The organism is Reichenbachiella faecimaris (assembly GCF_900176375.1).
GTDB classification, from domain to species: Bacteria; Bacteroidota; Bacteroidia; order Cytophagales; family Cyclobacteriaceae; genus Reichenbachiella; species Reichenbachiella faecimaris.
This window is the reverse complement of record NZ_FWYF01000004.1, coordinates 54,914-81,788: the sequence shown is the minus strand read 5'-3', so window position 1 is coordinate 81,788 and position 26,875 is coordinate 54,914. Positions and strand designations below refer to the sequence as shown.

The 26,875-nt window shown below is 38.5% G+C and carries 26 protein-coding genes; 15 read left to right on the top strand and 11 right to left on the bottom strand.

Annotated features, from left to right (window positions below; genetic code table 11):
- Positions 1-107: 107 nt before the first annotated feature.
- A complete protein-coding gene (locus B9A58_RS17090) occupies positions 108-1,886 on the bottom strand; it encodes an OmpA family protein (protein WP_084374114.1) in 1,779 nt (592 codons plus the stop codon).
- A gap of 140 nt (positions 1,887-2,026) precedes the next feature.
- On the opposite strand from B9A58_RS17090, the gene B9A58_RS17085 reads away from it, so the two are divergent.
- The 9 genes from B9A58_RS17085 to B9A58_RS17045 all read left to right on the top strand — a co-directional run bounded on the left by B9A58_RS17085 (position 2,027) and on the right by B9A58_RS17045 (position 7,632).
- Positions 2,027-2,242 (top strand): PspC domain-containing protein, encoded by a 216-nt coding sequence (locus B9A58_RS17085; protein ID WP_084374113.1) that lies wholly within the window; start codon positions 2,027-2,029, stop codon positions 2,240-2,242.
- A gap of 104 nt (positions 2,243-2,346) precedes the next feature.
- The gene (locus B9A58_RS17080) at positions 2,347-3,294 is read left to right on the top strand and encodes an acetyl-CoA carboxylase carboxyltransferase subunit alpha (RefSeq protein ID WP_084374112.1); all 948 of its coding nucleotides are present in this window, start codon (positions 2,347-2,349) and stop codon (positions 3,292-3,294) included.
- Positions 3,295-3,303: 9 nt separating this feature from the next.
- Positions 3,304-3,858, top strand: coding sequence for a 1-acyl-sn-glycerol-3-phosphate acyltransferase (locus tag B9A58_RS17075; RefSeq protein ID WP_084374111.1), 555 nt, complete (start codon positions 3,304-3,306; stop codon positions 3,856-3,858).
- A 26-nt stretch (positions 3,859-3,884) separates the two neighbouring features.
- Positions 3,885-4,103: a hypothetical protein gene (locus tag B9A58_RS17070; RefSeq protein ID WP_084374110.1), complete on the top strand. Its 219-nt coding sequence runs from the start codon at positions 3,885-3,887 to the stop codon at positions 4,101-4,103.
- Position 4,104: 1 nt separating this feature from the next.
- Positions 4,105-4,326, top strand: coding sequence for a membrane protein insertion efficiency factor YidD (gene yidD / locus B9A58_RS17065; RefSeq protein ID WP_084374109.1), 222 nt, complete (start codon positions 4,105-4,107; stop codon positions 4,324-4,326).
- A gap of 84 nt (positions 4,327-4,410) precedes the next feature.
- The gene (locus B9A58_RS17060; protein WP_084374108.1) at positions 4,411-5,352 is read left to right on the top strand and encodes a fatty acid desaturase; all 942 of its coding nucleotides are present in this window, start codon (positions 4,411-4,413) and stop codon (positions 5,350-5,352) included.
- Between the two features lie 66 nt (positions 5,353-5,418).
- Positions 5,419-6,330 carry a methionyl-tRNA formyltransferase gene (gene fmt, locus B9A58_RS17055; RefSeq protein WP_245827104.1) on the top strand — a complete coding sequence of 304 codons (912 nt, stop codon included), beginning with the start codon at positions 5,419-5,421 and terminating at the stop codon, positions 6,328-6,330.
- Position 6,331: 1 nt separating this feature from the next.
- A complete protein-coding gene (locus tag B9A58_RS17050) occupies positions 6,332-6,838 on the top strand; it encodes a dihydrofolate reductase (protein ID WP_084374106.1) in 507 nt (168 codons plus the stop codon).
- The gene (locus tag B9A58_RS17045; RefSeq protein WP_084374105.1) at positions 6,835-7,632 is read left to right on the top strand and encodes an SDR family NAD(P)-dependent oxidoreductase; all 798 of its coding nucleotides are present in this window, start codon (positions 6,835-6,837) and stop codon (positions 7,630-7,632) included. Before B9A58_RS17050 ends, B9A58_RS17045 begins: the two co-directional genes overlap by 4 nt.
- Here B9A58_RS17045 and B9A58_RS17040 read toward each other — a convergent pair.
- The 3 genes from B9A58_RS17040 to B9A58_RS20430 form a co-directional block, all read right to left on the bottom strand.
- Entirely contained in the window at positions 7,629-8,387 is a 759-nt protein-coding gene (locus B9A58_RS17040; protein ID WP_084374104.1) for a YdcF family protein, read from the bottom strand. The two genes, B9A58_RS17045 and B9A58_RS17040, sit on opposite strands and share 4 nt — an antisense overlap.
- 7 nt (positions 8,388-8,394) lie before the next feature.
- Positions 8,395-11,430 carry an ATP-binding cassette domain-containing protein gene (locus B9A58_RS17035; RefSeq protein WP_084374103.1) on the bottom strand — a complete coding sequence of 1,012 codons (3,036 nt, stop codon included), beginning with the start codon at positions 11,428-11,430 and terminating at the stop codon, positions 8,395-8,397.
- Between the two features lie 117 nt (positions 11,431-11,547).
- Positions 11,548-12,453, bottom strand: coding sequence for a hypothetical protein (locus B9A58_RS20430; protein ID WP_084374102.1), 906 nt, complete (start codon positions 12,451-12,453; stop codon positions 11,548-11,550).
- A gap of 151 nt (positions 12,454-12,604) precedes the next feature.
- Here B9A58_RS20430 and B9A58_RS17025 point away from each other — a divergent pair, with 151 nt between their 5' ends.
- Positions 12,605-13,243 carry a toxin-antitoxin system YwqK family antitoxin gene (locus B9A58_RS17025; RefSeq protein WP_084374101.1) on the top strand — a complete coding sequence of 213 codons (639 nt, stop codon included), beginning with the start codon at positions 12,605-12,607 and terminating at the stop codon, positions 13,241-13,243.
- Between the two features lie 244 nt (positions 13,244-13,487).
- Positions 13,488-14,249, top strand: coding sequence for a hypothetical protein (locus B9A58_RS17020; RefSeq protein WP_139793958.1), 762 nt, complete (start codon positions 13,488-13,490; stop codon positions 14,247-14,249).
- A 67-nt stretch (positions 14,250-14,316) separates the two neighbouring features.
- Here B9A58_RS17020 and B9A58_RS17015 read toward each other — a convergent pair whose 3' ends face one another.
- Positions 14,317-14,889, bottom strand: a complete 573-nt coding sequence (locus tag B9A58_RS17015) for an LPP20 family lipoprotein (RefSeq protein WP_084374099.1) — start codon at positions 14,887-14,889, stop codon at positions 14,317-14,319.
- A 16-nt stretch (positions 14,890-14,905) separates the two neighbouring features.
- Positions 14,906-16,216, bottom strand: a complete 1,311-nt coding sequence (locus B9A58_RS17010) for an LPP20 family lipoprotein (protein WP_176214827.1) — start codon at positions 16,214-16,216, stop codon at positions 14,906-14,908.
- Positions 16,217-16,467: 251 nt separating this feature from the next.
- On the opposite strand from B9A58_RS17010, the gene B9A58_RS17005 reads away from it, so the two are divergent.
- Positions 16,468-18,198, top strand: a complete 1,731-nt coding sequence (locus B9A58_RS17005; protein ID WP_139793957.1) for a hypothetical protein — start codon at positions 16,468-16,470, stop codon at positions 18,196-18,198.
- Between the two features lie 84 nt (positions 18,199-18,282).
- Here the strand turns inward: B9A58_RS17005 and B9A58_RS17000 are convergent, their stop codons facing one another.
- From B9A58_RS17000 to aepX, 4 genes are all read right to left on the bottom strand, one after another.
- On the bottom strand, positions 18,283-19,089 hold the full coding sequence (locus B9A58_RS17000; protein ID WP_084374096.1) for a phytanoyl-CoA dioxygenase family protein: 807 nt from the start codon (positions 19,087-19,089) through the stop codon (positions 18,283-18,285).
- 138 nt (positions 19,090-19,227) lie between these two features.
- Positions 19,228-20,307, bottom strand: coding sequence for a 2-aminoethylphosphonate aminotransferase (locus tag B9A58_RS16995; RefSeq protein ID WP_084374095.1), 1,080 nt, complete (start codon positions 20,305-20,307; stop codon positions 19,228-19,230).
- A gap of 85 nt (positions 20,308-20,392) precedes the next feature.
- On the bottom strand, positions 20,393-21,511 hold the full coding sequence (gene aepY / locus B9A58_RS16990; RefSeq protein WP_084374094.1) for a phosphonopyruvate decarboxylase: 1,119 nt from the start codon (positions 21,509-21,511) through the stop codon (positions 20,393-20,395).
- A gap of 4 nt (positions 21,512-21,515) precedes the next feature.
- Entirely contained in the window at positions 21,516-22,808 is a 1,293-nt protein-coding gene (aepX, locus tag B9A58_RS16985) for a phosphoenolpyruvate mutase (protein WP_084374093.1), read from the bottom strand.
- 171 nt (positions 22,809-22,979) lie between these two features.
- On the opposite strand from aepX, the gene B9A58_RS16980 reads away from it, so the two are divergent.
- Positions 22,980-23,696, top strand: coding sequence for a phosphocholine cytidylyltransferase family protein (locus B9A58_RS16980; protein ID WP_084374092.1), 717 nt, complete (start codon positions 22,980-22,982; stop codon positions 23,694-23,696).
- Here B9A58_RS16980 and B9A58_RS16975 read toward each other — a convergent pair.
- A complete protein-coding gene (locus B9A58_RS16975; protein WP_084374091.1) occupies positions 23,693-24,295 on the bottom strand; it encodes a hypothetical protein in 603 nt (200 codons plus the stop codon). The two genes, B9A58_RS16980 and B9A58_RS16975, sit on opposite strands and share 4 nt — an antisense overlap.
- A gap of 40 nt (positions 24,296-24,335) precedes the next feature.
- Between B9A58_RS16975 and B9A58_RS16970 the strand changes: the two genes are divergently transcribed.
- Entirely contained in the window at positions 24,336-25,244 is a 909-nt protein-coding gene (locus tag B9A58_RS16970) for a Stealth CR1 domain-containing protein (RefSeq protein ID WP_176214826.1), read from the top strand.
- A gap of 21 nt (positions 25,245-25,265) precedes the next feature.
- Positions 25,266-26,873 (top strand): cyclic peptide export ABC transporter, encoded by a 1,608-nt coding sequence (locus tag B9A58_RS16965; RefSeq protein WP_084374089.1) that lies wholly within the window; start codon positions 25,266-25,268, stop codon positions 26,871-26,873.
- Positions 26,874-26,875: the final 2 nt, after the last annotated feature.

Here is a 26,875-nt window from a genome sequence, read left to right as displayed (position 1 = left end):
AAAGGGCTCAATATCGCAATCAAACAGTAATAAATAGGCGAGACAATAAATAAAAAAGTCTCACTTCCATGAAGAAGTGAGACTTTCCATTCAAATGATTCGAAATCTTAATTCAATGCTTCAGCAACTTGTGCAGCATAGTTTGAAAATTCAAGGTCATTCAATGCCTTTTCTTTCAATTCAGGATCTTTTTCAATAGCCGTTTTTAGGCTAGCAAGCATGTCTGCATCGTTTTTTAATCTTGCAGAAGCTACAGCAGAAGCATAGTAAGCTTTAGCGAACTCAGCATCTTGCTCCGCAGCGTTGCCAAAGCCAGTAACTGCATTCTCATAATCCTTGTTAAGCAATAAAGCTAAACCTCTATTGAAAGCTACACTAGTAGATTCCTTAGCAGTTTTCAAAGATTCAAAAGCAGCATCATACTCACCATTTTTGATTTCCAATGAACCTTTAACCGCGTTCATTCCAGAAGCATGATCAGATGATGGACTTTTTTCCAATCCAGCTACAACTGCATCATAAGCCTGTGCTTTGTCTCCTTGCAATGCATAAGCAGTAGCCATGTTAGCTAATACTTCAGCCGTGTTGTTTTTGTTAGCAGCAATTTCCAATTGAGTAATCGCCATTTCAACGTTTGAAGTTCTTTCAGCACCTTCAGCAGCAGCAGCCATCTCTAAGTAAACAGCTCCTAAGTTGTTGTGAGATTCCCAACTACCATCTTTCTTAGTAGCTGCTTTGTAAATAGCTTCTTTCTCAGTCAATGACGGAGTCAATGTACCTGCAAATAGCAATTCAGCACTAGAAAGCGTATCTGCACTTGCAGTACCTTCAGATACTTGCTTAGCCAATACAGCAATCTCAGCATTTGTTTTCTTATCTTTTACAGTGAGAACTTCTGTTTTAGCAGCTCTCAAACCTGGATAAATATCTTTGAAAATAGCTTTGTATGAATCTAGTTTCTGTAAAGCTTTTTCTTTGTCTTCGAATACACCTGCTCCATTTACTACTTTAAGAATTTCAGACTTCTGAGCGTCAGAAACTCCTTCATAAGCGCTCAAAGCATCTTTGAAAGCAGTCCAATCTTCAACAACAGGCTTAAGGATAAAGTTGATAGAATCAGCCATGTCCTTATAGTCGTACTTTCTCATTTGAGATCTGTAGTACTTTTCAATAGCCTTAGCTCTTGCTTCAGATAAGCCAGAGTTAATAGTCTCGGTACCTTCTGGAGAGTGAGTTCCTGTAATTGTTACAGTTTTGGTTACGTTTTTGTCAGCAATGAAGGCTGCAAACTCTTTACCTTTTTCACTTCTGGTTTCAGAGCTTCTCAATACAGAGCTACCTTGGTCGAAGAAGAAATCAACGTTAGTTGGCACTAATTCTTCTTGGTCATTATAACCACTGAATGCATAAGCACTGTAGAATTCATCTTCTACAAGCTGTGAAGTAGTAATGATACCTTTAGCTACCTCCATTCTTGGAGCTTCTTTGGTTTTGCCGTTTTGATCAGCAGCAACACCTTTCACCTCTAATACCCCCTGGCTAGCAGCTGGGTTGTATAGGAAGCTATATGTATCACTTTTTCTAGATGTAGTAGTCTTGCTATCTGGAAAGTCAGTAGCATCAAATACCATTGTGCCGACTTCTACGTCGTTCTCACCAGACTTGTAGTAAGTGGTTAGATTATATACATATTTTTGTGGAAGCATTTTCGCTGGTAGTACCACTGACATGTCAACTTTCACAGAGTCACCATGGAGTTCAAGTGGATTAGGTACTACATCTACTTGCTGGGTGGCAGCAAGCTTCACCATGTTGTTCAGAGCGCTACAGCCTGATAACATTGTTAAGCCTACAAAAAAGGCTATTACAATATTCGATTTTCTCATTTGAATAATTGTTTTATTAAAATTGATATAACTTTTTGTACTTATTTTCGGAATAATTGCAATAATACGGAAAAAATAAATATATCCTAAACATATAGAACACAAATAAATTCAGCGTTTTACGTTAATTTTGCAGGGTTATGAAAGGAATACAGGAATTTTTTGAGAAATATGCTTTCGGCGTTTGTACCAGACTTGGTGAGAAGTTGAGAATTCCATCGTCTAGTATCAGACTATTCTTTATCTATACGTCATTTTTGACTTTCGGATCACCAGTCCTGGTGTATTTGATGTTGGCCTTTGTTATGAATTTTAGAAAACACATCAGAAGAAGGCATTCTCTTTGGTATCATTGATTTTGTTTTGATTGTTTACAACTCTCTTGAGATAAACTGATTATTGCTGGCCGTTAAATAGGAATTTATTTTTAGGTTTGCATTTCAAATTTCATCATTAATCTATGCTATTAGAATTTGAAAAGCCTATTGCAGAGCTTGAAGAAAAATTGGCTGACATGAAAATGCTTGCATCTAACAACGATGTGGATGTAAACGAAGCAGTCAAGACATTGGAGAAGAAAATTAAAAAACTTAAAAAGGATACTTTCGATAATTTGACTCGCTGGCAGCGTGTGCAGTTGTCTCGTCATCCTGAGCGACCTTATACGCTCGATTACATCTACGAAATCACTGATGAGTTTATAGAGATTCATGGTGATAGAACCGTTAAGGATGACAAAGCCATGGTTGGTGGATTTGCCTCTTTGGACGGACAGACCATCATGATCATTGGTCAACAAAAGGGGAGAAATACCAAGCAACGTCAAATGAGGAATTTTGGTATGGCCAACCCTGAGGGTTATAGAAAAGCCTTACGACTTATGAAAATGGCAGAAAAATTCAACAAACCCATTGTTTGTTTGATTGATACTCCTGGAGCTTACCCGGGGTTAGAAGCAGAAGAAAGAGGTCAGGGGGAAGCTATTGCAAGAAACCTTAAAGAGATGTTCATGCTAAAAGTGCCAGTGATTTGCGTGATCATTGGAGAAGGAGCTTCTGGTGGAGCACTTGGTATTGGAATAGGAGATCGAGTGTTGATGATGGAAAATTCATGGTATTCTGTGATTTCACCTGAGAACTGTTCTACTATCTTGTGGAGAAGCTGGGACTACAAAGAACAAGCTGCAGAGGCACTTAAACCTACAGCTAAGGACATGATGACTAACGGCATGGTGGACGGTGTCATAAAAGAACCTGTTGGTGGCGCACATGTGGATACTTCAGCAGCTGCCAAAGAACTGAAAAAAGTTTTGGTAACCCATCTGAAAGAATTGGATAAGATTTCTCCTGAGGAAAGAATTGATCAACGCATTGACAAGTTCTCAAAAATGGGTGTAGTCGCTTCATAATTTTAGCTTATGACTAAGCTACTTGCAGAGCTCATTTTCTTAAAAATTCTAGGTTGGGAGATCAAAGGTGATATCCCTAAAACTACTAAAAAGTGTGTAATCGCTATTGCTCCTCATACGAGCAATTGGGATTTTTTTATTGGTATAATTGTCCGCCCGATTAAAAATCTAAGATCCTCATTTTTAGTTAAAAAGGAGCTGTATAAATTCCCTCCACTTGGTTGGCTATTGACCTATATGGGTGGAATTCCAGTAGATAGAGGTAGAAATTCCAGCAATTTAATGGACCAAGTCTTACGAATCTTCAAAGAAAGAGAAGTGATGAGACTGGCTATTACACCCGAAGGTACACGTTCGAAAGTGAGTGAGTGGAAAACTGGTTTTTATAGAATAGCTATGGCAACGAATGTACCTATTGTTCCGTGCAGTTTTGATTTCAAAAATAGAGTGGTTCACTTTATGGAGGAGTTTCATCCCACGGGAAACATGGAAGAAGAGGTCGCGTACATCAGGAGTAAGTTTGTAGGTGTGCCAGGGAAATTCCCAGAACTCGGAGTGGACTAATTCAGTTTAATACCAAAATTACTGGTATGACTCTAATTATTATATTGTTGATTATTGCAGCAGGACTTCAGGTAGGTATTTTTCTTTATTCGAGAAACTTGAAAAAGAAGTGGAAAAAGGAAGACGTCCTCCTCAAATACGACATAAAATCAAGAAGTGAGCTGTTTGCTACATTGAATCGTCAGGATATCCCAGAAGAAGATGTTATTAAGCTTAATGACATCTATAGCGGTCAAGAGGATTAATATGAGGTCATTTATAAAGAAAATATTCCTGATTCCCATTTGGATATACCAGTATAGCATATCACCATTGTTCCCATCATCTTGTCGCTTTTCTCCGACTTGTTCTCAATACACCAAAGAGGCTATAGAAAAACATGGGATAAGAAAAGGAATAAGTCTTGGGATTAAAAGAATAACAAAATGCCATCCTTGGGGTTCGAGTGGCTACGATCCGGTACCTTGATCGGATGATCTGAATTATAATCACCCAATTCTTTTCAAAAGTAAAAACAACCTTATCTTTGTGTTTTAAATAAACCGAAGCACATTGGAAAAAAAAGACGGGTTTTATTGGTCGGATGAAAGAGAGCCGCACTTCAAAAGAAGGAAGGAAATTATAGCACATCATCCAGAGGTGAAAGAACTTTATGGTATAGATAAAGGCTTGAAATATAAGACATTAGGGATGGTTCTTTTTCAACTGATCACTGCACCTTTTATTGCTGAGTTGGCTTGGTATTGGTATTTTCCAATTGCTTACATTTTTGGTGCATCTGTGACTCATACTTTGTCTTTGGCTATTCATGAACTGAGTCACGACTTGGCATTCAAAAAGAAAGTCTATAATCAATGGTTGGCCTTGGTGGCTAATATTCCAATTGTAGTACCTTATGCCATTTCATTTAAAACCTATCATCTAAAGCACCATTGGGAGCAAGGTGATGAGTATAACGATACTGATTTGCCTACTTCAGGAGAAGCTAAGCTCTTTAGAGGATTTATGGGCAAACTATTGTGGGCAACTAATCAAATTCTATTTTATGCATTTCGTCCAATGTTTGTGCATCCGATCAAATTGGAAAAGTGGCACTTTTACAACATTATATTCCAACTGATCACAGTAGCTGTTTATTGGTATTTCATAGGGTTTGGAGCTATTCTTTACCTCCTTGTATCTCTTTTTCTGGCTGGAAGTTTACATCCCTTGGCAGGTCATTTTATTGCGGAGCATTATGTATTCAAAGAAGGGCAGGAGACCTATAGCTACTATGGTATTTTAAACAAATTTTCCTTGAATGTAGGCTATCATAACGAACATCACGATTTTCCGAATATCCCGGGCACGAGGCTGCCGAAACTGAAGGAGACGGCCCCAAGTTTTTACGACAATCTTTTTGTTCATAAATCATGGGTGAATGTGATCGTGCAATTCATCGCCAATCCTAAAATAAGTTTGAACAGTAGAATCAAAAGAAACAATAGTATTTAGTCGAAAGGAGAATAGAATCTCTCCTCTAATCCGATTAATTTCGAGCTTGTAAAAAAGCGAAAGTATATGCGGATAGTTTTTATGGGTACGCCAGAGTTTGCGGTACCTAGTCTTAAGATTTTACATGAAAATGGCTTCGAAATAGTAGGCGTAATTACTGCGCCGGATAAACCCAAAGGTCGTGGTAAAAAGCTTCAGGGTACGCCTGTAAAAGAATATGCTGAAAGAGCAGGGCTTCATGTTTTGCAACCAACCAATCTCAAATCCGAAGAATTTTTATCTGAACTTCGATCGCTTAAAGCAGATTTACAAATAGTTGTAGCATTTAGAATGTTGCCAGAAGTGGTATGGAATATGCCTGATGACGGCACCTTCAATTTGCACGGGTCACTGCTACCTCAGTATCGAGGCGCTGCACCAATCAATTGGGCACTCATGAATGGAGAAACAGAAACAGGGGTAACCACCTTTTTTTTAAAACATGAAATAGATACTGGTAGTATTATTCTTCAAGACAAGGAGCCCATTGACTCTGAAGACACAGTGGGTGACCTTTATGAACGATTGATGAAAAAAGGGGCAAGGTTAGTATTAAAAACAGTACAGCAGATAGATGCAGGAGAAGTAACCTTGTCTCCTCAGAAGGAATCAGAGGGCTTAAAAATGGCACCAAAAATTCATAAAGAAACCTGCGAAATCAATTGGAACCTGGACAGTGAACAAACACGAAACTTTGTAAGAGGCTTGTCTCCATATCCAGCTGCCTGGACTATCCTTGGAGGTAAGAAATTTAAAGTGTATAAGGTTCGGCCTGCTGAGCGTGAGGCTAACAAAGCAATAGGTGAATATGAAACCGACAAGAAAACTTACTTGTCTGTAAGAACAAAAAGTGGTTGGTTGGATTTGCTCGATCTTCAAATGGAAGGTAAGAAGCGAATGCTAATTGATGATTTGCTCAGAGGATATAAATTTGACTAAGATGAAAATATCATTGATAGCCGCCATGTCCAAGAACAGAGTCATTGGGATTAATAATGGCTTACCATGGCATTTACCAGACGACATGAAATATTTCATGGAGACTACCAGAGGCCATGTGGTGATCATGGGAAGAAAGAATTTTGATTCGCTACCTCCTAAATTTAAACCACTTCCGAATCGCACGAATGTAATTCTAACCAGACAAAAGGATTTTGAAGCAGTTGATTGTGCGGTTTTCAATGAAATGGATCTGGCATATAGTTATGCGAAAAATCAAAAAGAAAAGGAGTTGTTTGTGATCGGAGGGGGACAGATTTATCAAATGGCCATGGAACAAGCTGATATGATTTATCTTACTGAGATTGATGCACATATAGATGATGGCGAAGTGTTTTTTCCAGAAATGGGAAATGAGTGGCAGGAGACCTCTCGCGAACATCACCCTGCAGATGATCGACACAAGTATGCATTTGATTTTGTTAAATATGAAAAAAAGAAAAAGTGAAATACTTCGAAAATAGGAACATCTGGATAACAGGAGCCTCCAGTGGAATAGGTGAGGGTTTGGTTAATCACTTGAGCAAAATCAAATGTAATCTTATCATTTCGGCACGTCGTGTGGAAGAACTTGAACGTGTGAAGGCGGAAAATCAAAATACAGCTAGGATAGAAATTCTTCAAATCGATTTAGCTGATGGATCTTCACTTGAAGGAAAGGCTAAAGAGGCGGAAGCATTTTTTGGGGGAGTTGACATTCTATTCAATAATGGCGGTATTAGTCAACGTGATAAGGTAGTGAACACTTCCATGGAAGTGCAGCGCCAGATTATGGAAGTGAATTATTTTGGTACAATTGCTTTATCAAAGTATCTATTACCAGGTATGATAGAGCGAAAGTTTGGCCATCATATTGCAGTGACCAGTGCCGTTGGGATTATTAGTACTCCCTTGCGTTCTGGGTACTCTGCCTCTAAGCATGCCGTTCATGGTTTTTATGATGCGTTGAGATCTGAGCATTACGATGACGGCGTGAAAGTGACCTTGATATTGCCAGGATATGTAAATACAAAAATATCATACAATGCACTAATGGGTGATGGCTCCAAACAAAACACACTGGATAAGGCTCAGGCTGCTGGATTGACTGTGGATCAGTTGGTAACTAGGATGCTCAAAAGTGTTGCTGCTCAGAAGGAGGAAAGCTATATTGGAGGGTTCAAAGAAGTGATGGGCATTTATATGAAACGATTCTTTCCTGGTATATTCTCTATTCTAGTCAGAAAAATGGCTGTAACCTAAATGTATCCTGCAGCCGAATAGGCAACTGTTCCGATCCATTCCTTTGTTAGTGTAGTCCAGATTTGCAGGCTATGTACAGATGGCATGAGCACTTCATCAGGCGTATAATGCAACATATTCCCGTAATGATCTGTAGGGAATGGTTTTATGTCAAATCCGACTTTTTGAAAGCATTTTTCCGCACGGTACATGTGAAATGCTGACGTGATCAACAAAGCTTGATTTGAGTTGTCTATTATTTCAGCTGCAAACAAAGCATTTTCTCTGGTGTTTCTGGCTTGATCTTCAATCAGCAAATCTTCTTGCGCCACACCACAGTTCATAGCGAATTCTCGAAGTGCATGACTTTCTTTTTTTCCTTCAAATGTCAGCGTTCCCGAACCACCTGTGATTAAAATTTTTTCAATCACACCTAATCTGTAAAGGTCTATGGCGTGCACTATTCGATCCGCTCCTTTGTTGAATTGCACACGGTCAAAAGGAGGACGGTTCGGGTTGGTGATACCTGATAGTACGACACCAAATCTGTACGTTTCATTTACTTCATGATAGGGTATCGGATCAGGCTCCCAAACATTAATCACCAAAGTGGTAATCAATGGATTGGTAAAAACAAAAAATAAAGAGATAGCCAGGATGCGACTCGCTCTCTTGAGCTTAGATTTTCTGATCAGGATGGATGCTATAACTAACCAAGCTATTAGACTGGTAGGCATCACCAGCCAATAGACAATCTTGGATAGGACAAAAAACATAACTCCCTTACTTCCCGAAACTATTTACTACTTTCCTAAACCAGTCAAAATATAAAGAAACCACTAATAATAGAGACATCATCCAAATGACGACCACGTTGAAATATAAGGTATCATAATAATTTCCCAAAAAATGTTTTTGAGGAGCGTAGAAATGCGATCTGATATCCAATGCATGTTGAGGAATAGGTACATTGTAGATCGGATAGATCTTTTGAATCAGCTCCTTCTTGGTTTCCAGCAATCTGTTTTCAGCCGTACTATTTTTCAAGAAAAACACTATGGCTTCATTTTCATTATCTTTTCTCAGTTCCGCAAAAGCTGATAATTTTTCCTCACTATCCGTCATGGTTTTAGTGAGTTTGTCACGTTCTTCTGTAGCCCGTTTTAAGCGATTATTATAAATTTTGCGCATAATTTGAATGAATTTTTCAGTTTCATCAAATGTGGCCTTGTTGAATTTGCCAGGAGTTAGATTGTCGATGGCTTCGAATTTGCTTTTGGGTATACCACCCAGTTCCATTTCTTTGGTAAGCTCGTTTTGGATAAGTTTTAGTTTTTCTGTTACCTTCTGTTTCTTGCCTGCATCATCAGATCCAAAATTAGAATGGACATAATCCAGATTTGCCTCCATTGCAGAGTAATAATAAACACTCTTAAATTCGGAATTGGCTATTGTTTGATCGTATGAGAAGAAGTTCTTCTCGAATTCATTGTCTTTGAATTGTGTCACTGCCAGAGCTTCATATCCCCATTTTGATGCCATCAATTCTCCAATGATTGGCACCTTTTTGGAATTACTCAACCATGGGTGTAGTTTATCAAAATTTACCACTATACCACTTAATATAAGTTGTGGGATAATTAATAGTGGGATTAAGATATAAATCGTAACAGCAGAGTTGAAGGCAGAAGAGATGTTTAATCCCATAATATTGGCAAAGCATGAAACGCTAAACATGACGAGCCAAAAAGAGGTTGTCATTCCATTGATACCCAAAACGAAATCACCAATCAATACAAACATCAAAGTTTGTAAAGCAGACAAACCGAATAGGATTGCCATTTTGGAGACCAAGTAACTGAGCCTGCTCAAATTCAAGAATGACTCTCGTTTTAGTATTTTCCTATCCTTGAATATTTCCTCTGCACTCACTGTGAGACCCATAAACAAGGAAACAATAATTGCCATAAAGAAGAAAGCAGGAATATTAGGGTTCTCCCTAAAAACGTATTCATTCGAACCTTCAGGCACATACCTTATGATGAAAGCCAAAATGATCGCGAGAAGAGGGGCTTCTAATAAATTGATCGCCAGATATTGTTTATTGCTGATTTTTGAAGCTATGTCTCTGCTCGCAAAAATCGTCAACTGTTTGATTCTGTTGGGTATCTTGAGTGTCTTTTCAGGCTGATCATCAGATTCCGTAGCGGGTTTGATGGTGACTCTTTCCGTGAAGTAGCTATTCCAATCCTGTGGAGATATTTTACGCTGATCAGTGAGTTTGCCGTATTCATCAACCACCTTGGTTTCGATGATATTGAATATTTGCTCTGAGTTTACATTTCCACATTCTATACAGGATCCGGCATCCTTGTCGATCAGATCAACTATGTTCTTGAAGTAGATCACTGCTTCAACTGGATTGCCATAGTAAATTTGATAGCCCCCTACATCCAGGATTACAAGCTTATCAAACATCTTAAATATTTCAGATGACGGCTGGTGAATAACCACAAAAACCATTTTTCCCTTGAGAGATAGTTCTTTCAAGAGATCCATGATGTTTTCAGAGTCACGTGAGGAAAGCCCTGATGTTGGTTCGTCTACGAAGAGTACTGATGGCTCTCTAAGCAATTCAAGTCCTATATTCACTCGTTTTCTCTGACCACCACTTATGGTTTTTTGAAGTGGAGACCCTACTTTCAGATTTCTTGTTTCGCTGAGTCCTAGGGCTGCCAATGTCTTATCTACAAGCTGGTGTAGTTCTTCATTGCTCATGTCTGCAAAACAAAGTTTTGCAGCGTAGTAAAGATTTTCGGCAACTGTAAGCTCCTCTACCAAAAGGTCATCCTGAGGGACATATCCTATAACCCCCTCAACTTTGCTTTTGTCTTTGTTGATGTCAATTCCATTAATCCGAACAGTACCTTGTGAAGGTATTTCATTACCATTCAATACATTAAGAAGAGTGGACTTACCAGCACCACTACCACCCATCAGGCCTACCAATTTGCCTGAGCTCTCTGCTATGGTTATGTCTCTAAGTCCTTGGTGGCCATTAGGGAAAGTGAATCCAATGTTTTCGGCTACGAATGATATTTTTGAATCACTACTTTCTTCACGAAATGTAGAAACCACATCACTATAATAGATGGGGTCAATTTTAGTGCCTCGGATGGTACTTCCTGATGAGAAAACAATGATTTTATTTTTCCTTACAGGCACCCCATTTAAGGTAAGAGCCGATTCACCCATGTATTTCATGAAATACATTTCCAAAGCTGGCAATCTGAAAAAGGCAATATAACCAGAAAGAAATGATCTTTTCAGATGTCTAGCAGCCGTGTTAGCGCCAGCCCCATTACTATCATCAATGATCAATATATTGTCAGCATCTAGTTGGGAGCGCTCTTTATTCACTACAAATGCTTTGATGTGATCAACTGCTTTGGTTGAGAAATTGAACGATTCTCCTATTAAATGCAGCAGCTCCAATTCCCGATCAGAGATTTCACCATCTGCCATGATCACCTCAAGGACTTTGAGGATAACTACTATTTTTTGCTGTTGAGTAAGTTCTTGGTTGACTTGCTTGGCAAGGATGGTAATTTCCTTTTGTTCGCCGAATGAAACCGCTCGATCACCTGACATTTGGTTGGTCATTTGATCGAAGAGATGCATGTATTTGAGACTCTCGTCTTTACTTAGGTTTTCAAGTAAAAAATCTTCAATGGCGTTTCTTTCATCTTCAGTTACATCGTCTTCTTTTGCCACGATTGCCAATAGATGGATGATGGCTTTTAACAGTTGTTCACTCATAGTTTAGATCGAGATTTACAGATGGTATTGATCTTTAAATATAGGTTAAATTGGAGCAGAAATAAAAAAAGCATTGAACAATAGATTCAATGCTTTTTCATGTGAAGTGAAGGTGGGTTATTTCACCATTTCACTTCTAATTCTTTTCACTTCAGAGATGATATCAACTAGCATATCTTTATTCAACATAAAGTTAGGATCCCCTTCAGCTATCTTCTTGTCGATTTCAGCAAGATCTTCTTGATACAGTACCCTTAAGATGTCAAACTCAGCTACTACTTCAGCAATTGTGTCATCACTTTTCAAGTCTTTCAATAATCTTACTACGTCATTCAATGGCTCTTTTTGGTCTATGATAATTTTAACCAATGGCTCTAGAATCAAGTTTCTACTTGCCTCTGGCAGTAGATCGTCAGGGTATGTATCAATCACCATTACAGAAAGGTAAAGTCCCTCAATGTAACTGCCTGAAAGCACCAAAGCAATGGTCTGAAGTCGGTCAGTAGCTTCTAATTTTTCCTCAGCTACGTCCATGGCGTAATTGATCAGATTAGCTAAAGAATCTCTGTTGCCAAGGTTTCTTTCAAATCTTTCCATCAACTCCAATTCGAACGCAGAAGCGATACCAATTTGATCTGCCAACTTTTGGCAAGTTTCCATATATTTCAAGGCGTCTTGTACTTGATCGTACGCAGAAAGGTATCCGATATCTGTGGCGTAAGCTCCAAGATTCATTGCTGCCTTGTCAGTTGAATTTTCGTATTTAGTTACATTGTTCAGGTCATTGATCAAATCTGTATTGAAATCAGATCCTGTAGCCTGAAGAAGGTAGGGTACTTCGGATGGTGGTGGCATATCATGCACCACTTTGTCAATTTCTTCTATAAGTTGATTTTCAGCTTCTTCAAAAGCTTCAGCCTCTATTTCCGCGGCTACTTTTTTGGAATTGCCTCCGCAAGAACAAATGAAAACAGTCAACGCAATGGCAAAGCATAGGTTGATGGTTTGTTTATAGTTGATCATAGTTTGTGTTTTATGAATTTCTCAATGCCAATTTTAATATATTTTTGAATGGATATAAAGCACTGTTTGAAATAATTTGAACCGTCGCGTCCGATTGGAGCAATTTTGCCAGATTATTGTCATAATTTGAGAAATACTCGTATATCTACCTATGAATAATCAAAAAGTCATCTTCTTGTTGCTAGCGTTCTGTGTTGCTATTTTTAATAGTTTGAAAGCCCAGCATATTACCCAAGAATTCTATGCAAATGGGCAATTGAAGTCAGAAGGCGTCCAGAATGAAAATGGAAAATTGGGAAAATGGTCTTACTTCTATCCAGATGGAAAAATCAATGTTATTGAAAAATATTCTAATGATGAATTGAGCGGGCAGCGCTTAAGCTACTACCCAAATGGACAATTGAAAAGCAACGAAAATTGGGAATTGGGCTTGCTTGAAGATAGTGCATCATACTACTATGATTCAGGTCAACTGAAGCGAAAGGGCTTGTACAAATCAGGATTATATTTGGGTATTTGGCAATCATATCATCAAAATGGGGAATTGAAGAGCAAAGGATCATACCGTATAGGATTGCCTGATGGATTGTGGGAGGTGTTCAGCGAAGGTGGTATCTTATTTCAAAAGGGCAGTTACAAAGAAGGGAAAGAGGAAGGCTACTGGGAATTTTTTGATAGAGATGGTAAAATCAACTTTTCAGGAAACTACAAAAATGGAAAGGAAATAGGGGAGTGGTTTGAGTACTCCAGAAAAGGAAAGAAAAGGCTGTATTTTGATTATAGGAAGTAGTATCATTGCAAAGACTGCAATAAAATAGTCATTAGGGGAGAATTAATTTTTAGTTGACATATTACCATGAAATGGCTAAGAACCCAATTAATTAATGCAACAACAAGCTAAACTAATTTGTCTTTTTGTTTTTTTATGGCTAGTTCAACAGGCTCAAGGACAGAGCAACAGGAAACGAGCAGAAAATACAATTCTCAAATTAGATAAGAATCAAAGTCCATTCACAAAGCACCAATCTAAATGGTTGACTAAAAATGGATTTGATACCACCAGTTACAACTGGGGTAATTACATGATCAATAAGCAATTGGAGGGAGTCTTGGATCAAAAATCTGGAGTGAAGATATGGAGAGTTTTGGCCGTAACCAGCGGTGTTCTGGCAATTGATAAATATATCAGAGATGAAGAGGGTAGAGGTTTTTTCATTACTTTTTCATTAACCTCTGGTTTGATCTCTCAAATCAAGTTGAATAAGACACGGAAACGAATTCAACAGATTAATATCTGGAAAGAAAGTATCCATTGGTATGATTCGAGTGAAACAAAATCAATGTCTCATGCATTTCAGAGCATGCAGAAAAATGGTTACGAGGAGGAAGAGGGTAATCCGAATTTTGCAGCATTCGAAGATATAAGTCAATTAACCATAGACAGAAATTTTCATCTGAAAAGCCCTTATAAGGTATCCCAAAACAGGTATTTGAATAATAATGGATTTGACATTCAAGGTTACGATTGGCAAAATGAAAATACCAATCTACAGTTGAATAAAGCATTGAAGAGTAGATCAGCAGGGCAAGGACTCTTGATAGCAGCCATACCAATAACAGTCTTAGGATTGTTAGCTAACTTGGTGCATGCACTTTCCGAAGATCCAAATAAATCTAGTAACTATCCAGGTACTGGGTATTTTATAGCTTCTGGTGGCCTATTGACCGGCTCCTTGATTTTGACGAGTAATGCTAAGCACAGGGTCAAAAGTGCCAATAAGATGCGAACGAATTAGTCAAAACAAAAAGCGGCTGTTTCGTATTGTACAAAACAGCCGCTTTTTGCTAAATTGAGCACAGCATTTATCTGTTACTCATTTTTTCCATTTCCTTTTCAAAAGTCTCTTTGAATTTTTCGTAGTCGTAATCGATTTTTAGACGATCGTCATTTTTGATACGTGTTTCAATAGCATTTTGAATTGCATCCGCACCCATTTCAACTGCCATATAGCATTTGTATTTGCCTGTTTTATTGTTTTCGGTTAGTTTTTCGCAGATCACTTTTACATCATTGAGTTGTTGATCTACCACTTCTCTGTTGAGTGATTCGAAACGCTCTTCAATTTCCTCGACATTATTAAACTCTCTTGAATTTACATAGTTGTCTGTTGTGCTTTTCACTGTCGTTTCTACCTGGGCTGCAAGAGCTGCCTTGGCGTTGCTAGAAGCTTTTTTACGCGCAATTTCTAAATCACTACTTTCTCCTGTCGCATATGCGCGGAAATTTTTCTTATCACTTCTATATTCTGAACCAGAACAATGTAATACCACATCGCTTTCACCTTTTGTATAAGTTGGTTTAGGACTTCCTTTGCAACCTACCATTAGCCCAATGATGCCAATGATGGCTATTGTGTTGATGTAATTGATTTTCATAATCGTGTGTTTTTAATTAGTCTATTTTAATAAGATTTATTTCGGGTATGATATCGTTTTTCAGCTGAGATTCCATTTGGCCAAGCGCCTCTTCTCTTGCTTTCATTTGCGATCCGGACTTCATTCCTTTTAGGTCGGATTTGGTGGTTTGATAAATCACGGATTGAGCAGATAAGTTTGTAATCTTAATGGAATAATTTAGCGTCTCTCGAAATAGGTTATACCTCTCGTCATGTGTGCTTTCGAGCCATCTTCCACCAATCTCTACTGTAAAAGCAGCATCTTCTGGGTCAGATACTTTATTAAACAAATAGTTGGTCAAGACAGATTCTGCTTTGTTCAAGATCAAATCCTGATCTTCACCTGATTGGCCTTGTATGATCTTAAAGTTGGCTGTTTGCGGTACGATTTTGACATTTATTCTGTCTGTAGGTGCATCGTGCTTCTGAGAAAACATAGCACCTATAATATTGTCAGTGGCCTTCTTTCCAAATACCTTCAGCAAATCAAGCTCAACTTCTATTGACGTGGTACTGTTTAATTGTGCGCCAACAATGGGTAATTGGATCACACCATTATCATCACTTTTCGCTCCTTGAAAGGTATCCATGGGTTCTCCATAGGCTCCAATCAATAATGGGACGTCTTTGGCTGGTATGTCTTTATAGCGGGCAGTGAAAGTGGGGGCAGTCCCATTGCTCAAAGGCATAAATAGAATAGGATCTTCCATGGCCTTAAATGATAAGTTGGCAAATATTTCTGCTATAGATTGATAGTTGTGATTGGCCAAATCTATACGCCCGTATTCATGGATAAAAGCTGACAGGTCTTCTTTTAGATGAGGCGTTATGGCGTCAAAAGATTGTCTATACAGCTGTAATGCTGTTCCAATTTCTCCCAAATTCCGTTCTTCATGAGCCTTTTCTAAAAGTGATATGGATAGCTTTTTAGCTTTATCGAGCTTCTCTTTTTTGATTCTTTTATAATCTGCAATATTCAATCTGTAATAAACCCAGTACTCGCCTTTTTTATTGTAGGTGTCAACCAATTCATAACCTTCCAATTCGTCTTCAATCTTGGTTTTAGTCCAGGATTCGTATGTGTCCTTTAGTATGTCATTCTCTTCTAATTGGTGAAACACAGAGGTAGAAGACAATTCCACAGAAATTTCTGAAATTATATCTGCTAAAGCCTTGTTCTTGGCAAGTTGATTGAAATCTGGTGCAGAAGTAGAGACCCTAGAGATTCCTATATAGTATTCGTCAGAAAGTGGACGCTTCTTAATCCAGCTAGGTGTCTTTGCTACTAGACAACCTGTAGTGTTCATAAGCATAACAAGTAAGATGGAATTGACAAGATGTCGCATAAGGTTTGTCTTTGAGTTCAAGTTAAAAATAATTCTTTTCTTACGAGTGATAACAAATTTGTTGCCAAGAAAATTAAAGTGCTAAAAAATATTCTGTTTTGAATAGTGAGTTGCAAGATGGAATTCTAAAGATTAAAATTTCTTTTTGGAAAGGTAGAACTTTTTTTGGGTGAGCTACATCTTAGTTGTGAAAGAAAAAACTCATTATGATTATGAAAATAATAAATGCACTTGCGCTTGCTATACTCATGTGTTCTACAAGTTTTGCGCAATCAGTTACTCTGGGAGATGTCTATCCGAAAGAAGTGAAAATCCAAGGTTTTACTCTAGCACAAAATGGTGATGTAAAAATTACAGGTACAGGTGCTGTTTTCGAGGATGATTGGAAACTCTTGATTTATTACGGATGGATTATTGATGCAGACAGTAGGGAAGTTGTTTGGCATCTTTTCGATTTCATGAAGCACGAAGACGTAGATGATGTGGATGGACCATTTGAATTTGACTCCAAAGTCAACCTCAAAGAAGGTAATTACGAACTGTATTTTGCTGGTATGTATGACAGCAGAAGTTGGAATCGCGATAGAGACAATGATTGGCATTTCAGCGGATTAGGTGACACCATGGACTGGTTGTTTGGGTCGAGAGATCGAGAAAGCTATAGAAGAAGTGCACAGGATGATCTGTTTATTAAACTTGATGCCTCAGGAATAAAGGCGGCTGACGCCAAGCAGTTTTTGGATAATAAAACTAAAAATGCCGTGGTGTCATTGGTGAAAACAAGAGATAATGAAAGGTATAGTGAGGGGTTTACTTTAACGGGTTCTACGGAATTGCAAGTGTATGCATTGGGTGAAGGAAGAGATGGTGAAATGTTCGATTATGCTTGGATTATAGATGCCAATACAAGAGAACGTGTATTCGAAATGGATAACCGAGATGCTCGATTTGCAGGTGGGGCCAGAAAAAACCTCATGGTCAATGAAAAAATCTCCTTGCCTGCTGGAAGCTATTTGGTTAATTATAGCTCAGATGATTCACATTCATTCGAGAAGTGGAATGCATTACCACCAGATGATATTCAATTTTGGGGAGTCACTTTATGGGCAGATGCTAGTAATCAAAAGAATGTAGTGGCTTATCAAGAGCCTAAAACACTCAAACCTTTGGTGGCATTGACAAAGGCTCGTGATGACGAAATGTTGGCTAAGGGAATAACTATTAAAAAATCGATGGATGTAAGAATCTATTGTCTTGGTGAAATAACTGGAGGAGATGATATGGCCGATTTTGGTTGGATAGTTGATGCGAGTACGCGTCAAAGAGTTTGGAGAATGAAGCCCTACAAAGCCAGACATGGAGGAGGAGCAGACAAAAATAGATATGTGGAGGAAGTAATTACGCTTGATCCAGGAGACTACATTGTATATTATGCTACGGATGATTCTCATGCCTATGGGGACTGGAATTCTAGCCAGCCATATGAACCTGAGATGTGGGGCATTACTGTATGGGCTACCAATGAGTCAGATATTAAGAACGTGGTGCCATTTCATCCTGAGGAATACAAAAACAAAAATGAACTTGCGGTAATTACTATGGTAGGTGATCGTGCGTTGGTAAAGAAAACCTTTTCAATCAATACAGATACCAAAGTGAGAGTCATTGGACTAGGGGAAGGTAGTGGCGGAGAAATGTATGATTATGGCTTTATTAAGAACATGGATACTGGCAAAATTGTGTGGGAGATGGATTATCGCAATTCCGAACATGGCGGAGGAGCCAGAAAGAATAGAGAATTTAATGAGACATTCGTTTTAGAAAAAGGAACATATAGAGTCTATTTCGAAACTGATGGTTCACATTCATACCGTAGATGGAATGACGACCCCCCAAATGATCAAGAATCGTGGGGTATCACGGTATTAAAAGAGGAAAAATAAAACCTCATCAAGCTGTGCTATATCTGGTGCAGTATCTGGCAAAATTAAAAAAGGTCCCAATTTTGAGACCTTTTTTAATTTGATTCAGTTGCTAGGTGCGTGTGGATTTCCAACCATATATCTAGCATCGTTTGGGTTTTTCCGTTTATCGGCATAGTACTTTTCTCTTTTATCTCCGTCAGACAACGGATTATACACGCCATAGATTATCCTTCTGGTCTTGTCAGAGTGGTTAGGCTCGGATCTATGTGGCAACCTTTCTGTGAAGATCAAAGCATCTCCAGGTTGCGTAGGAAGCTTCTTCCATGGCAAATCATCCTCAATGCTCTGCTTGATTTTCATGTAAATAGGCCTGTCTGGGTAGGGAGCCTCCATGGGGAGAATCTCTAAATTGTCGAGCCGCCAATCAGGCACTACCTGAAGGCAACCATTTTCTTCAGTGGCTTCATCTATACTTACCAGTATAGATAGATAGGGTTTGATGTTGGGGTCAAATGACGCATTGGCACCCTGTTCATAAGCTACACCATCTTGATGTGCTGCATGTGGACCACCACCAGGCGATTTGAAGTTGATTCGTTCTTTATAGAGAACAGCTTGCTCTTCCATCAGCTCAGAGATCAAACTAATGATCGCCTCTCCAGTAAATATTTCTTTCATACCATCATGATAAGGGATGAAATTCTCAACACGAGAAAGCTGATTTGGATTAGCCATTTCATAATAGCACATCCACTTATCCATATTAGCCCCCCAATTGGATATTTCATCTATCCAATTTGACATTTCGTTTGCTCTATCTCTGAACAGTCCTGGGATATGAACGTAAGAGTTTTCTCTCCAGAATTTAAGCTGATCTTCGGTTAGTGTTCTAGTAGTTACTTGTGACATTTTAGTGTGTAATATATGCACGCCATTGACTAGATGGTGTAGTGATCAAAATGCAGCCGATTGAATTTATAGTCAATTTGTAGTATTACGAAATCCGTACAAATTTGGATGTAAAACCACTACCAATTTTCAATGTTTTTACGAGCTAAAATAGCCAGTCATTTCTTCCATCACTCTGTGCATATCGTCTGGATACAAATCTCCAATAATTGCAACTCTAAATGTGGCCTTTTCGGGCATTACGCCTGGATAAATAGTGATGTCTCTTTTATAAAGATAATCATGAAAGTGATCGAAATCAAAACCCTCTTTGCCATCTAATTTTAGTGCTAATAGAATCTTGGATTCCTGATCCAATGGTAGTAAAGGCTTAAATCCCAGATCCAACAGGCCATCATATAGGATTTGCCAGTTGGCTTTATATCTTTCCCATCTTGTTTCTACTCCTTCGGCCAAGGTTTCTCTGATAGCCGCCATAAATGAATAGCAAATCTGAACTGGTGGGGTGAATCTTAATTGATTTTTCTTCTGTAGATTTTCCCATTGCTTATATACATCAAAGTAATAGCTTCTCCCGTTTGCCATTAAAGCCTCCTTTTGATTGTTATGAAACAAAACAAAGGAAAGACCCGCCATGCCATGTATGCATTTGTTGGATGAACTGAATATATAATCCACACCTAGATCAGAAAGGTTGTAAGGGAAAGCTCCAAATGTGCTCATTGCATCCACGATAGAGACTATATTCAGCGCTTTGCAGATAGCGACCAGTTCATCCACTGGATCCATCATGCCCGTTGAAGTTTCGTGATGAATGAAGGCCAGGTGCGTGTATTGCTTTGTTGTCAAAGCCTCCTTTACTTTAGCTGGTTCTGTATAGTCGCCATATTCGAAAAGCGACCCGTAGCTGATGTCGTAGTTTTCACATATTTGAGTCATGCGAATGCCATAGGCGCCATTGGTCAAAATGAGTACTTTATCCTCTTTGCCAATTGCCGAGGTAATAGTGGCTTCCATGGCGCCAGTCCCACTTGCTCCAAAGAGTGCTACATTATAATCTTTTTGTCCGTTGCCAATCTCAAGTAACCCATCACAGATGTCGTGCATCAAATCGCCAAATTCAGTTTCTCTTGGGCATATATCTTCTACGACCAAAGCATTTTTTACATTTTGTGTAGTAGTAGCTGGGCCTGGATTTAGGAGTATCTTTCTTGTCATTGGTTTGGAATTATAGGTGCAAAAATAAAGTCATTCCGATTAGATCAGAACGACTTTATATATTTTCATTAAATCGAGGTAAAATTTAGTTACCTAGATTTTTCATAAAATCTACTTTATTGTCAACTGGTTTTACAGTTGGCCTGCCAAGGTCTTTTCTTGAACCTTTTTTCACATTGATCTCCAACATAGATGGCCCAGCACTTTCTAAGAATTTAGGCATGGTTTCCTTTAATTCGTCCTCAGATGAAGCGGTAAATGTTGATTTATAGTTACATGCCTCAGCAATCTTTTTGAAGTCAGTAGTGAAGCCGACAGTAGGCTGTCCCCCAACTGATTCGTGTGCGCCATTATTAACCAAAATATACTTAAGGTTGTCTGGTGCCTGATCTCCAACAATAGCAGCTGATCCCATGTGCATAAGGAACGAACCGTCACCATCCAAACAAACTACTCTTCTGTCTGGTTTGCCTAACGCAATACCCAATGCAATCTGAGAAGTGTGCCCCATATTGCCTACACAAAGAAAATCTTTATAATGAGGTTCACTCCGAGCTTCTCTTACTTCGAAAACTTCACGAGAAGTTTTACCTGTTGTTGAAACCATTACGTCATCATCATTCAGTTCTTCTAGCAAAACTTCAATGGCACGCTCTCTAGACATTGGATAGATGTCAGGCTTAGCACTTTGCAACTTGTATGGTTCAAAAGTTTCCTTTTCTATCAATAAGATGTAAGGTGCCTTTTCTTTTTGCATGAATTCAAAAGCAGTATCAATCTGTTTCTGAGCTTCAGCCATGTCTTTCGATAAAATACAATAAGGAATCTCCAATGATTGGATCATAGCCTCATTGATTCTACCCATCTTCACATGCTGTGGTTCATCTTTTACGCCAGGGCGTCCTCTCCAGCCTACCATCAATAGCATGGGGATAGAATAGACGTCTGGATCGGTCAAAGAAGTCAACGGATTGATTGTATTGCCAAAACCTGAGTTTTGCATGTACACTAATGGAATTTTGCCAGTGGCCAAGTGATAGCCAGCAGCAATGCCGATACATGCCCCTTCATTGGCTGCAATAATATCATTGCTATTGTCAGCCACATAGGCGCAAAAATCTTTCAGTAGAGAATCTGGAACCCCTGTCGAAAAATCTACACCTTTAGCCGTTACGAAATCAAAAAACTCTGCAGTATTCAGCATGCAATTAATTAGGTAAAATGGTCAATATCTCTTTGATGGACATACAATCTCCATCTACTTCTTTAGATCGCTTATGAGTCAAAATGGACTCAGCCGTTTTCTTCATGGCAGGGAATGCAGTTCTCAACAAATGATTCGCATATATCACAATGCTGAAACCAGCTGCTTTCAATTCATCTTCAGTAAACTGATTGTATGAAGAAGGCACAGAAATTACAGGTACTTTCACTTCGAATTTTTGATATTCTTTCATGAATTCCATGATTTCTTTCCCGTCTTTGTGACGTGAGTGAATCATAATACCATCTGTTCCTGCTGCAATATAAGCTTTAGCTCTTGTCAAGGCATCTTCCATTCCTTTATCGGCAATTAAGCTCTCCAATCTAGAGAAGATCATAAATTCGTCTGTCACTTGAGCTTTTTTACCAGCTTGGATTTTTTCACAGAATCCCTCGATCGTGTCCAAAGTCTGCTCAACTTCAGTTCCAAACAGTGAGTTTCTTTTCAAGCCTACTTTATCTTCAATCACAACAGCAGAAAGTCCCAATCTCTCAATGTTTCTAACTAACATCGCAAAATGCTCTGCAACGCCACCCGTATCGCCATCAAGGATCATTGGCTTGGTAGTTACGTCCAAGATGTCATTGATTGTGGCGAACCTTGATGTCCTATCTACATATTCAGTATCAGGCTTACCTTTGGCAGTAGAGTCAGTCAAACTACTCAACCACATGGCATCAAATTCACGGATTTCACCGTCAAGTTCCACTTTTGTGTCTTCTACAATCAGACCAGAAATACCATTGTGTGTTTCCATCACTTTCACCAAATGATTGTTGTCGAGCATTCTTCTCAACATTCTTCTTCTGATGTCTGGTGTGTTGCCAATTTCTTTCAAGGCTTGTCTCAAACCAGTAGATGAAATACCTGAAGTGTACTCAGGTTCTACCAATTCACCACCCCATTCTTGAAGCGTTTTGATCACCTTCTCTCTGATGTGTCTTTGAGGACCCGTTTTCCAGTCGTCTCCATGGACAACATAGTCAGGCTTCAAAGCTTTTAAATTCTTTTCGTAATCAAGTTCTTCCTGTGGAATTACCTCGTGTACGCCTTTGATGTTTTCCAATATTGTTTTTCTTTCATCGAAAGAAAGGAAAGGTACACGTGCGAATTTTGAAACTGCCTCATCTGACAGTAACCCAATAGTTACTTCACCTAATTCACGTGCTTTTTCAATGATGTTGATGTGGCCGTGGTGCACCAAATCAGTACCCATACCGACATACACTTTTTTCATGCTAAACTTGATTTTACGTCTTAATTATTTTGAAATTCATTTTGGGTCGGGGTGCAAAACTAAAAGATATATTTTGCAATCATTTATTATGACTCATAAAATTGCCTTTACCCCCAAAGCAATTTTTATCTATCTTCGCCACTTCATCAATTGTGAAATAGAAAAGAAGGTATGAGCAACCAGAATATCAAAACAGCAGTCATTTTAGCAGCAGGTAGAGGTACCCGCTTAGGTGATAGAACAAAGGAAATGCCTAAAGGTTTTTTGGAAGTAGGGGGTGAAACGCTAATCGAACGATCTATTCGTTTGCTCAAAGCCAATGGTATAGAAAAAATTGTTGTTGGGGTAGGACATAAGGGGACTGCGTATGAAGATATTCAAGAGCAGTATGGACTTACTATTTTCTATAACGATGAATACTCAACCACAGAAAGTATGTACACTTTGGTATGTGCTGCTCCACATGTGAGCGATGACTTCTTGTTGTTAGAATCTGATTTGCTTTATGATAATTCTGCTTTGGAAACCATTCTTAATTCTGAAGAATCTAATGTAATTCTTGGAAGCGGTTTTACTGACTCTGGGGATGAGGTTTATCTGCATGCCTTTGAAAGTGGAGATTTTCGTTACCTTTCACAAGATGGCAACGACAAAATCAATGCTTACGCTGAATTAGTAGGTATCTGTAAACTTAGTCAAGACTTCTATAAGAAGATGATTGCCTTGCCTACGATCAAAAAGATGAAGTATGAATATGGTTTCAACGTACTTTCTCCTCAGGAGGATATTTTCGTTGAAAAACAATCTGATTTGGTGTGGTGCGAGATCGACGATGAAGATCATCTTAAGAGAGCACTTACTTTAGTGCTTCCTAAGCTCAGCAGTTAATCCTCTTTTTCATACCAATAACCAGTTGTGCTATCTCTGCGACCATTGCTACCTAGGTAATTGTATATGTGTTCCAGATATTTTTTTGGCTCTGCTGGTACGAAAGTATCTTGTCCTAAAAATTGAGCTGGTTTAACTGGCATGGCAAGTTCCTTTGGGTATGGAGTGCGTTCGCTAGGGTAGTGACTGTTTTCATAGGAGGTCAAAGTACCTTCTTTGTCTTCATAAAAATAAACGTCTGCATCAAACCCCTTGTAGTTAAAGTAAAGTTTGTGGCCACGATGCCTAAAAGAAGTATCATAAAGCTTGAAGCCCTTGGGCAAACTATCGCGTTTGCTCCAGATTTTATCAAATTCTTCTTCATGCGCACCAAAATCCACATCAATGTCATGTGGAAGAATCCCTTCTTCTCTATGGTATCCAAGCAGCGTCCCAAAGTCTATCCAGTACATTGCTCCTGTCTTTTTCATATAGTCATTAGTGACCTCAAAAAGCCTTTCCAGGATCTCAAGCTTCTTATTTGTGTAGTTCCCAGGTAGCGCAGTAAAGAACACATTGATAAAGCGTTGAAGTTTTTGTATGATGGATGAAAGATTCATAGTTTTGCGCTCAATTTTAATCGTGCAAATCAAACAAAATTTGAGCAATTCGAATCAGACAATTGATATTGTTTACACTTGGGTGAATGGAGATGATCCAGTTTACATCAAAAAATGTCAAAAATTTGCTGAAAATCTAGATGACGTCAACCCTGAAAGGTTTAGGGATGTGTACGATATGATTAAGTACAGTTTGCGCTCGATTGAGCAATTTGTACCCTGGTCGGGCAATATATATATCCTTACTCAAAAGCCTCAAGTACCAGATTGGCTAAATACTGATCACCCCAGAATAAAGGTCGTTCATCATGAAGACATTTTTGATGAAGCGTATTTGCCAACATATAGTTCTAGTGTAATTGAGAGTTATTTGGATAAGATTCCTGAATTGTCAGAGCACTTTCTTTATATGAATGATGATTTTCTATTCGGAAAAGAAACCCCATTGGAGGCATTTATTTCTAAAGAAGGGAAGATCAATGTTTTTGGGACACTTTTTGGGGAGAACCCAAGCTGGAGAATTTATGAGGCTAAAAATGATATCGTAGGCTTAGGGTTGGTGGAGCACTGCCCATTACTGGTTAAGAAAGAACACTGGAATGCGATGTACAAGCTATGGCCTGAAAGGACACACGAGAAGCGCTTGCATAGATTTAGACAAGATGACGATTTCATGGCTTATAAGCTGTATAAGTACTATATGCTCAAGTATCAACGTCAAACCTGCCGACCTGTCAATGTGTTTGAGTTAAAAAAGTGGCAAATCTTTCATAAGATCACCAATAATTTTTCCAGACAACAAAAAGCTTTTGATCGTATGGTTAGGGTGCGCCCTAATTTTTATTGTCTAAACGATGACCAAAAAGACAACCCTAATCAAAAAGTGGTTGAATTGGTCCAAGAATTTTTAAAGAATTATTACCCTGACAAGTCTTCCTTTGAGAAGTAGGTTGGCACTCAAGTCTCTAATATGAAAATACTAAAACTCCTAATCCAGTCATCTAAATTACTTTTTTTAGTAGCTGTAGTGGCTAGTGCGCTTACAGGTATATGCTCTTCATTTTTGATCAAAATGGTGGTTGAGTCTATCAATCAAACTGATTTTGATGCGGAAACATTTAAAGTTCAGTTTTTCCTACTTTGGCTTGGCTATGGTGTTCTGGCTGTTGTTTCTTCATTTGTAGTTTCCAAACTTTCTCAGGGAATCATTCACAAACTTAGAGTTTCTCTATCCACCAAAATATTACAAGCAAGTTTTCAGGAGATTGAATTTAATCAAGGCAAGATTTTTCCTATTCTTACAGAAGACATCAAGTCTATTTATCATGGAATAGACAGAATGCCAAGTGTTACTACTGGACTGGCTACTGTATTAGGGGTTTTAGGCTACATAGCCTATGAGCATCCAACGTTGAGCTTAGCCGTACTGGTGTTGTTTGCCTCGGTGTTTGTTCTTACCAAGCTTTCTTTAAAATTCATACGACGTTATCAAGAAAAGTCAAGGGTATTGTGGAATGATATTTTCAAAATGTTTGAAGGCCTAACTTATGGGATTAAAGAGTTGACAATCAATAAAAAATTTAAGAATTTTTATTTGAGCGAAGTCATAGAGAAAACCAGTAAAAAACAAAATCAATATTTAGTAAAGGAGAGTGTTGTTGTTGCGATTGCTTCAAAGTCGAGCGATATGGTCTTGCTATTTGGAATGGCAAGTTTGGTAGTGTATATCTATGCGAGCGGTTTTGTAGAGCCTTCAGTCTTTGGGGAATTTCTAACGCTAGTTCTGTTTATAATAGCCCCACTTTCTACAGTCGCAGGGTGGTTTAGTAACTTAAAGCGGATAGAAGTAGCGCTAGAGCAAATCAGCAGTACGGGCATAGATCTTGAAGAGGCCACTCAGCTGGTTGAACCAGTAGATTTGCTTGAGCCAGAATCGTATGATTCTATCATAGAGTTGAAAAATGCCAGGCACGAGTATTATAATCCAGATGAAGACGAGCATTTTGAATTAGGGCCAATAAACACCACCATAAAAAAAGGTGAGCTTATTTTCCTATTAGGTGGAAATGGAAGTGGAAAAACTACCTTAGCCAAAATGATTATTGGTCTTTACCCTCCTAAAGAGGGTGCTCTTTATTATAAGGATCAAAAAGTAGATGATTCTAATAGAGAGGATTACAGAAATAAATTTTCAGCCACATTTGTAGATTCATATCTGTTTGACAATGTCACTTTAATAGATGATGAATCTGTGATCAAGAGAAGTGAGCAATTGCTAAAGACTCTTGAGATGACTAAAAAAGTTAAAATTGAGAATGGAAAATTTTCTACCACGCGACTTTCAGAAGGACAGAAAAAACGTTTGGGTCTAATCAATGCCATATTGAAAGACACAGAGATTTATTTGTTTGATGAGTGGGCAGCCAATCAAGATCCTCATTTCAAGAAGATATTTTATGAAATCATCCTTCAAGATTTGAAAAAAGCTGGCAAGACGATAATAGTGATTTCTCACGACGAACAATATTTTGATAAAGGCGATCGTGTGATTAAACTTATGGAGGGTCAGTTGGTGTAAGG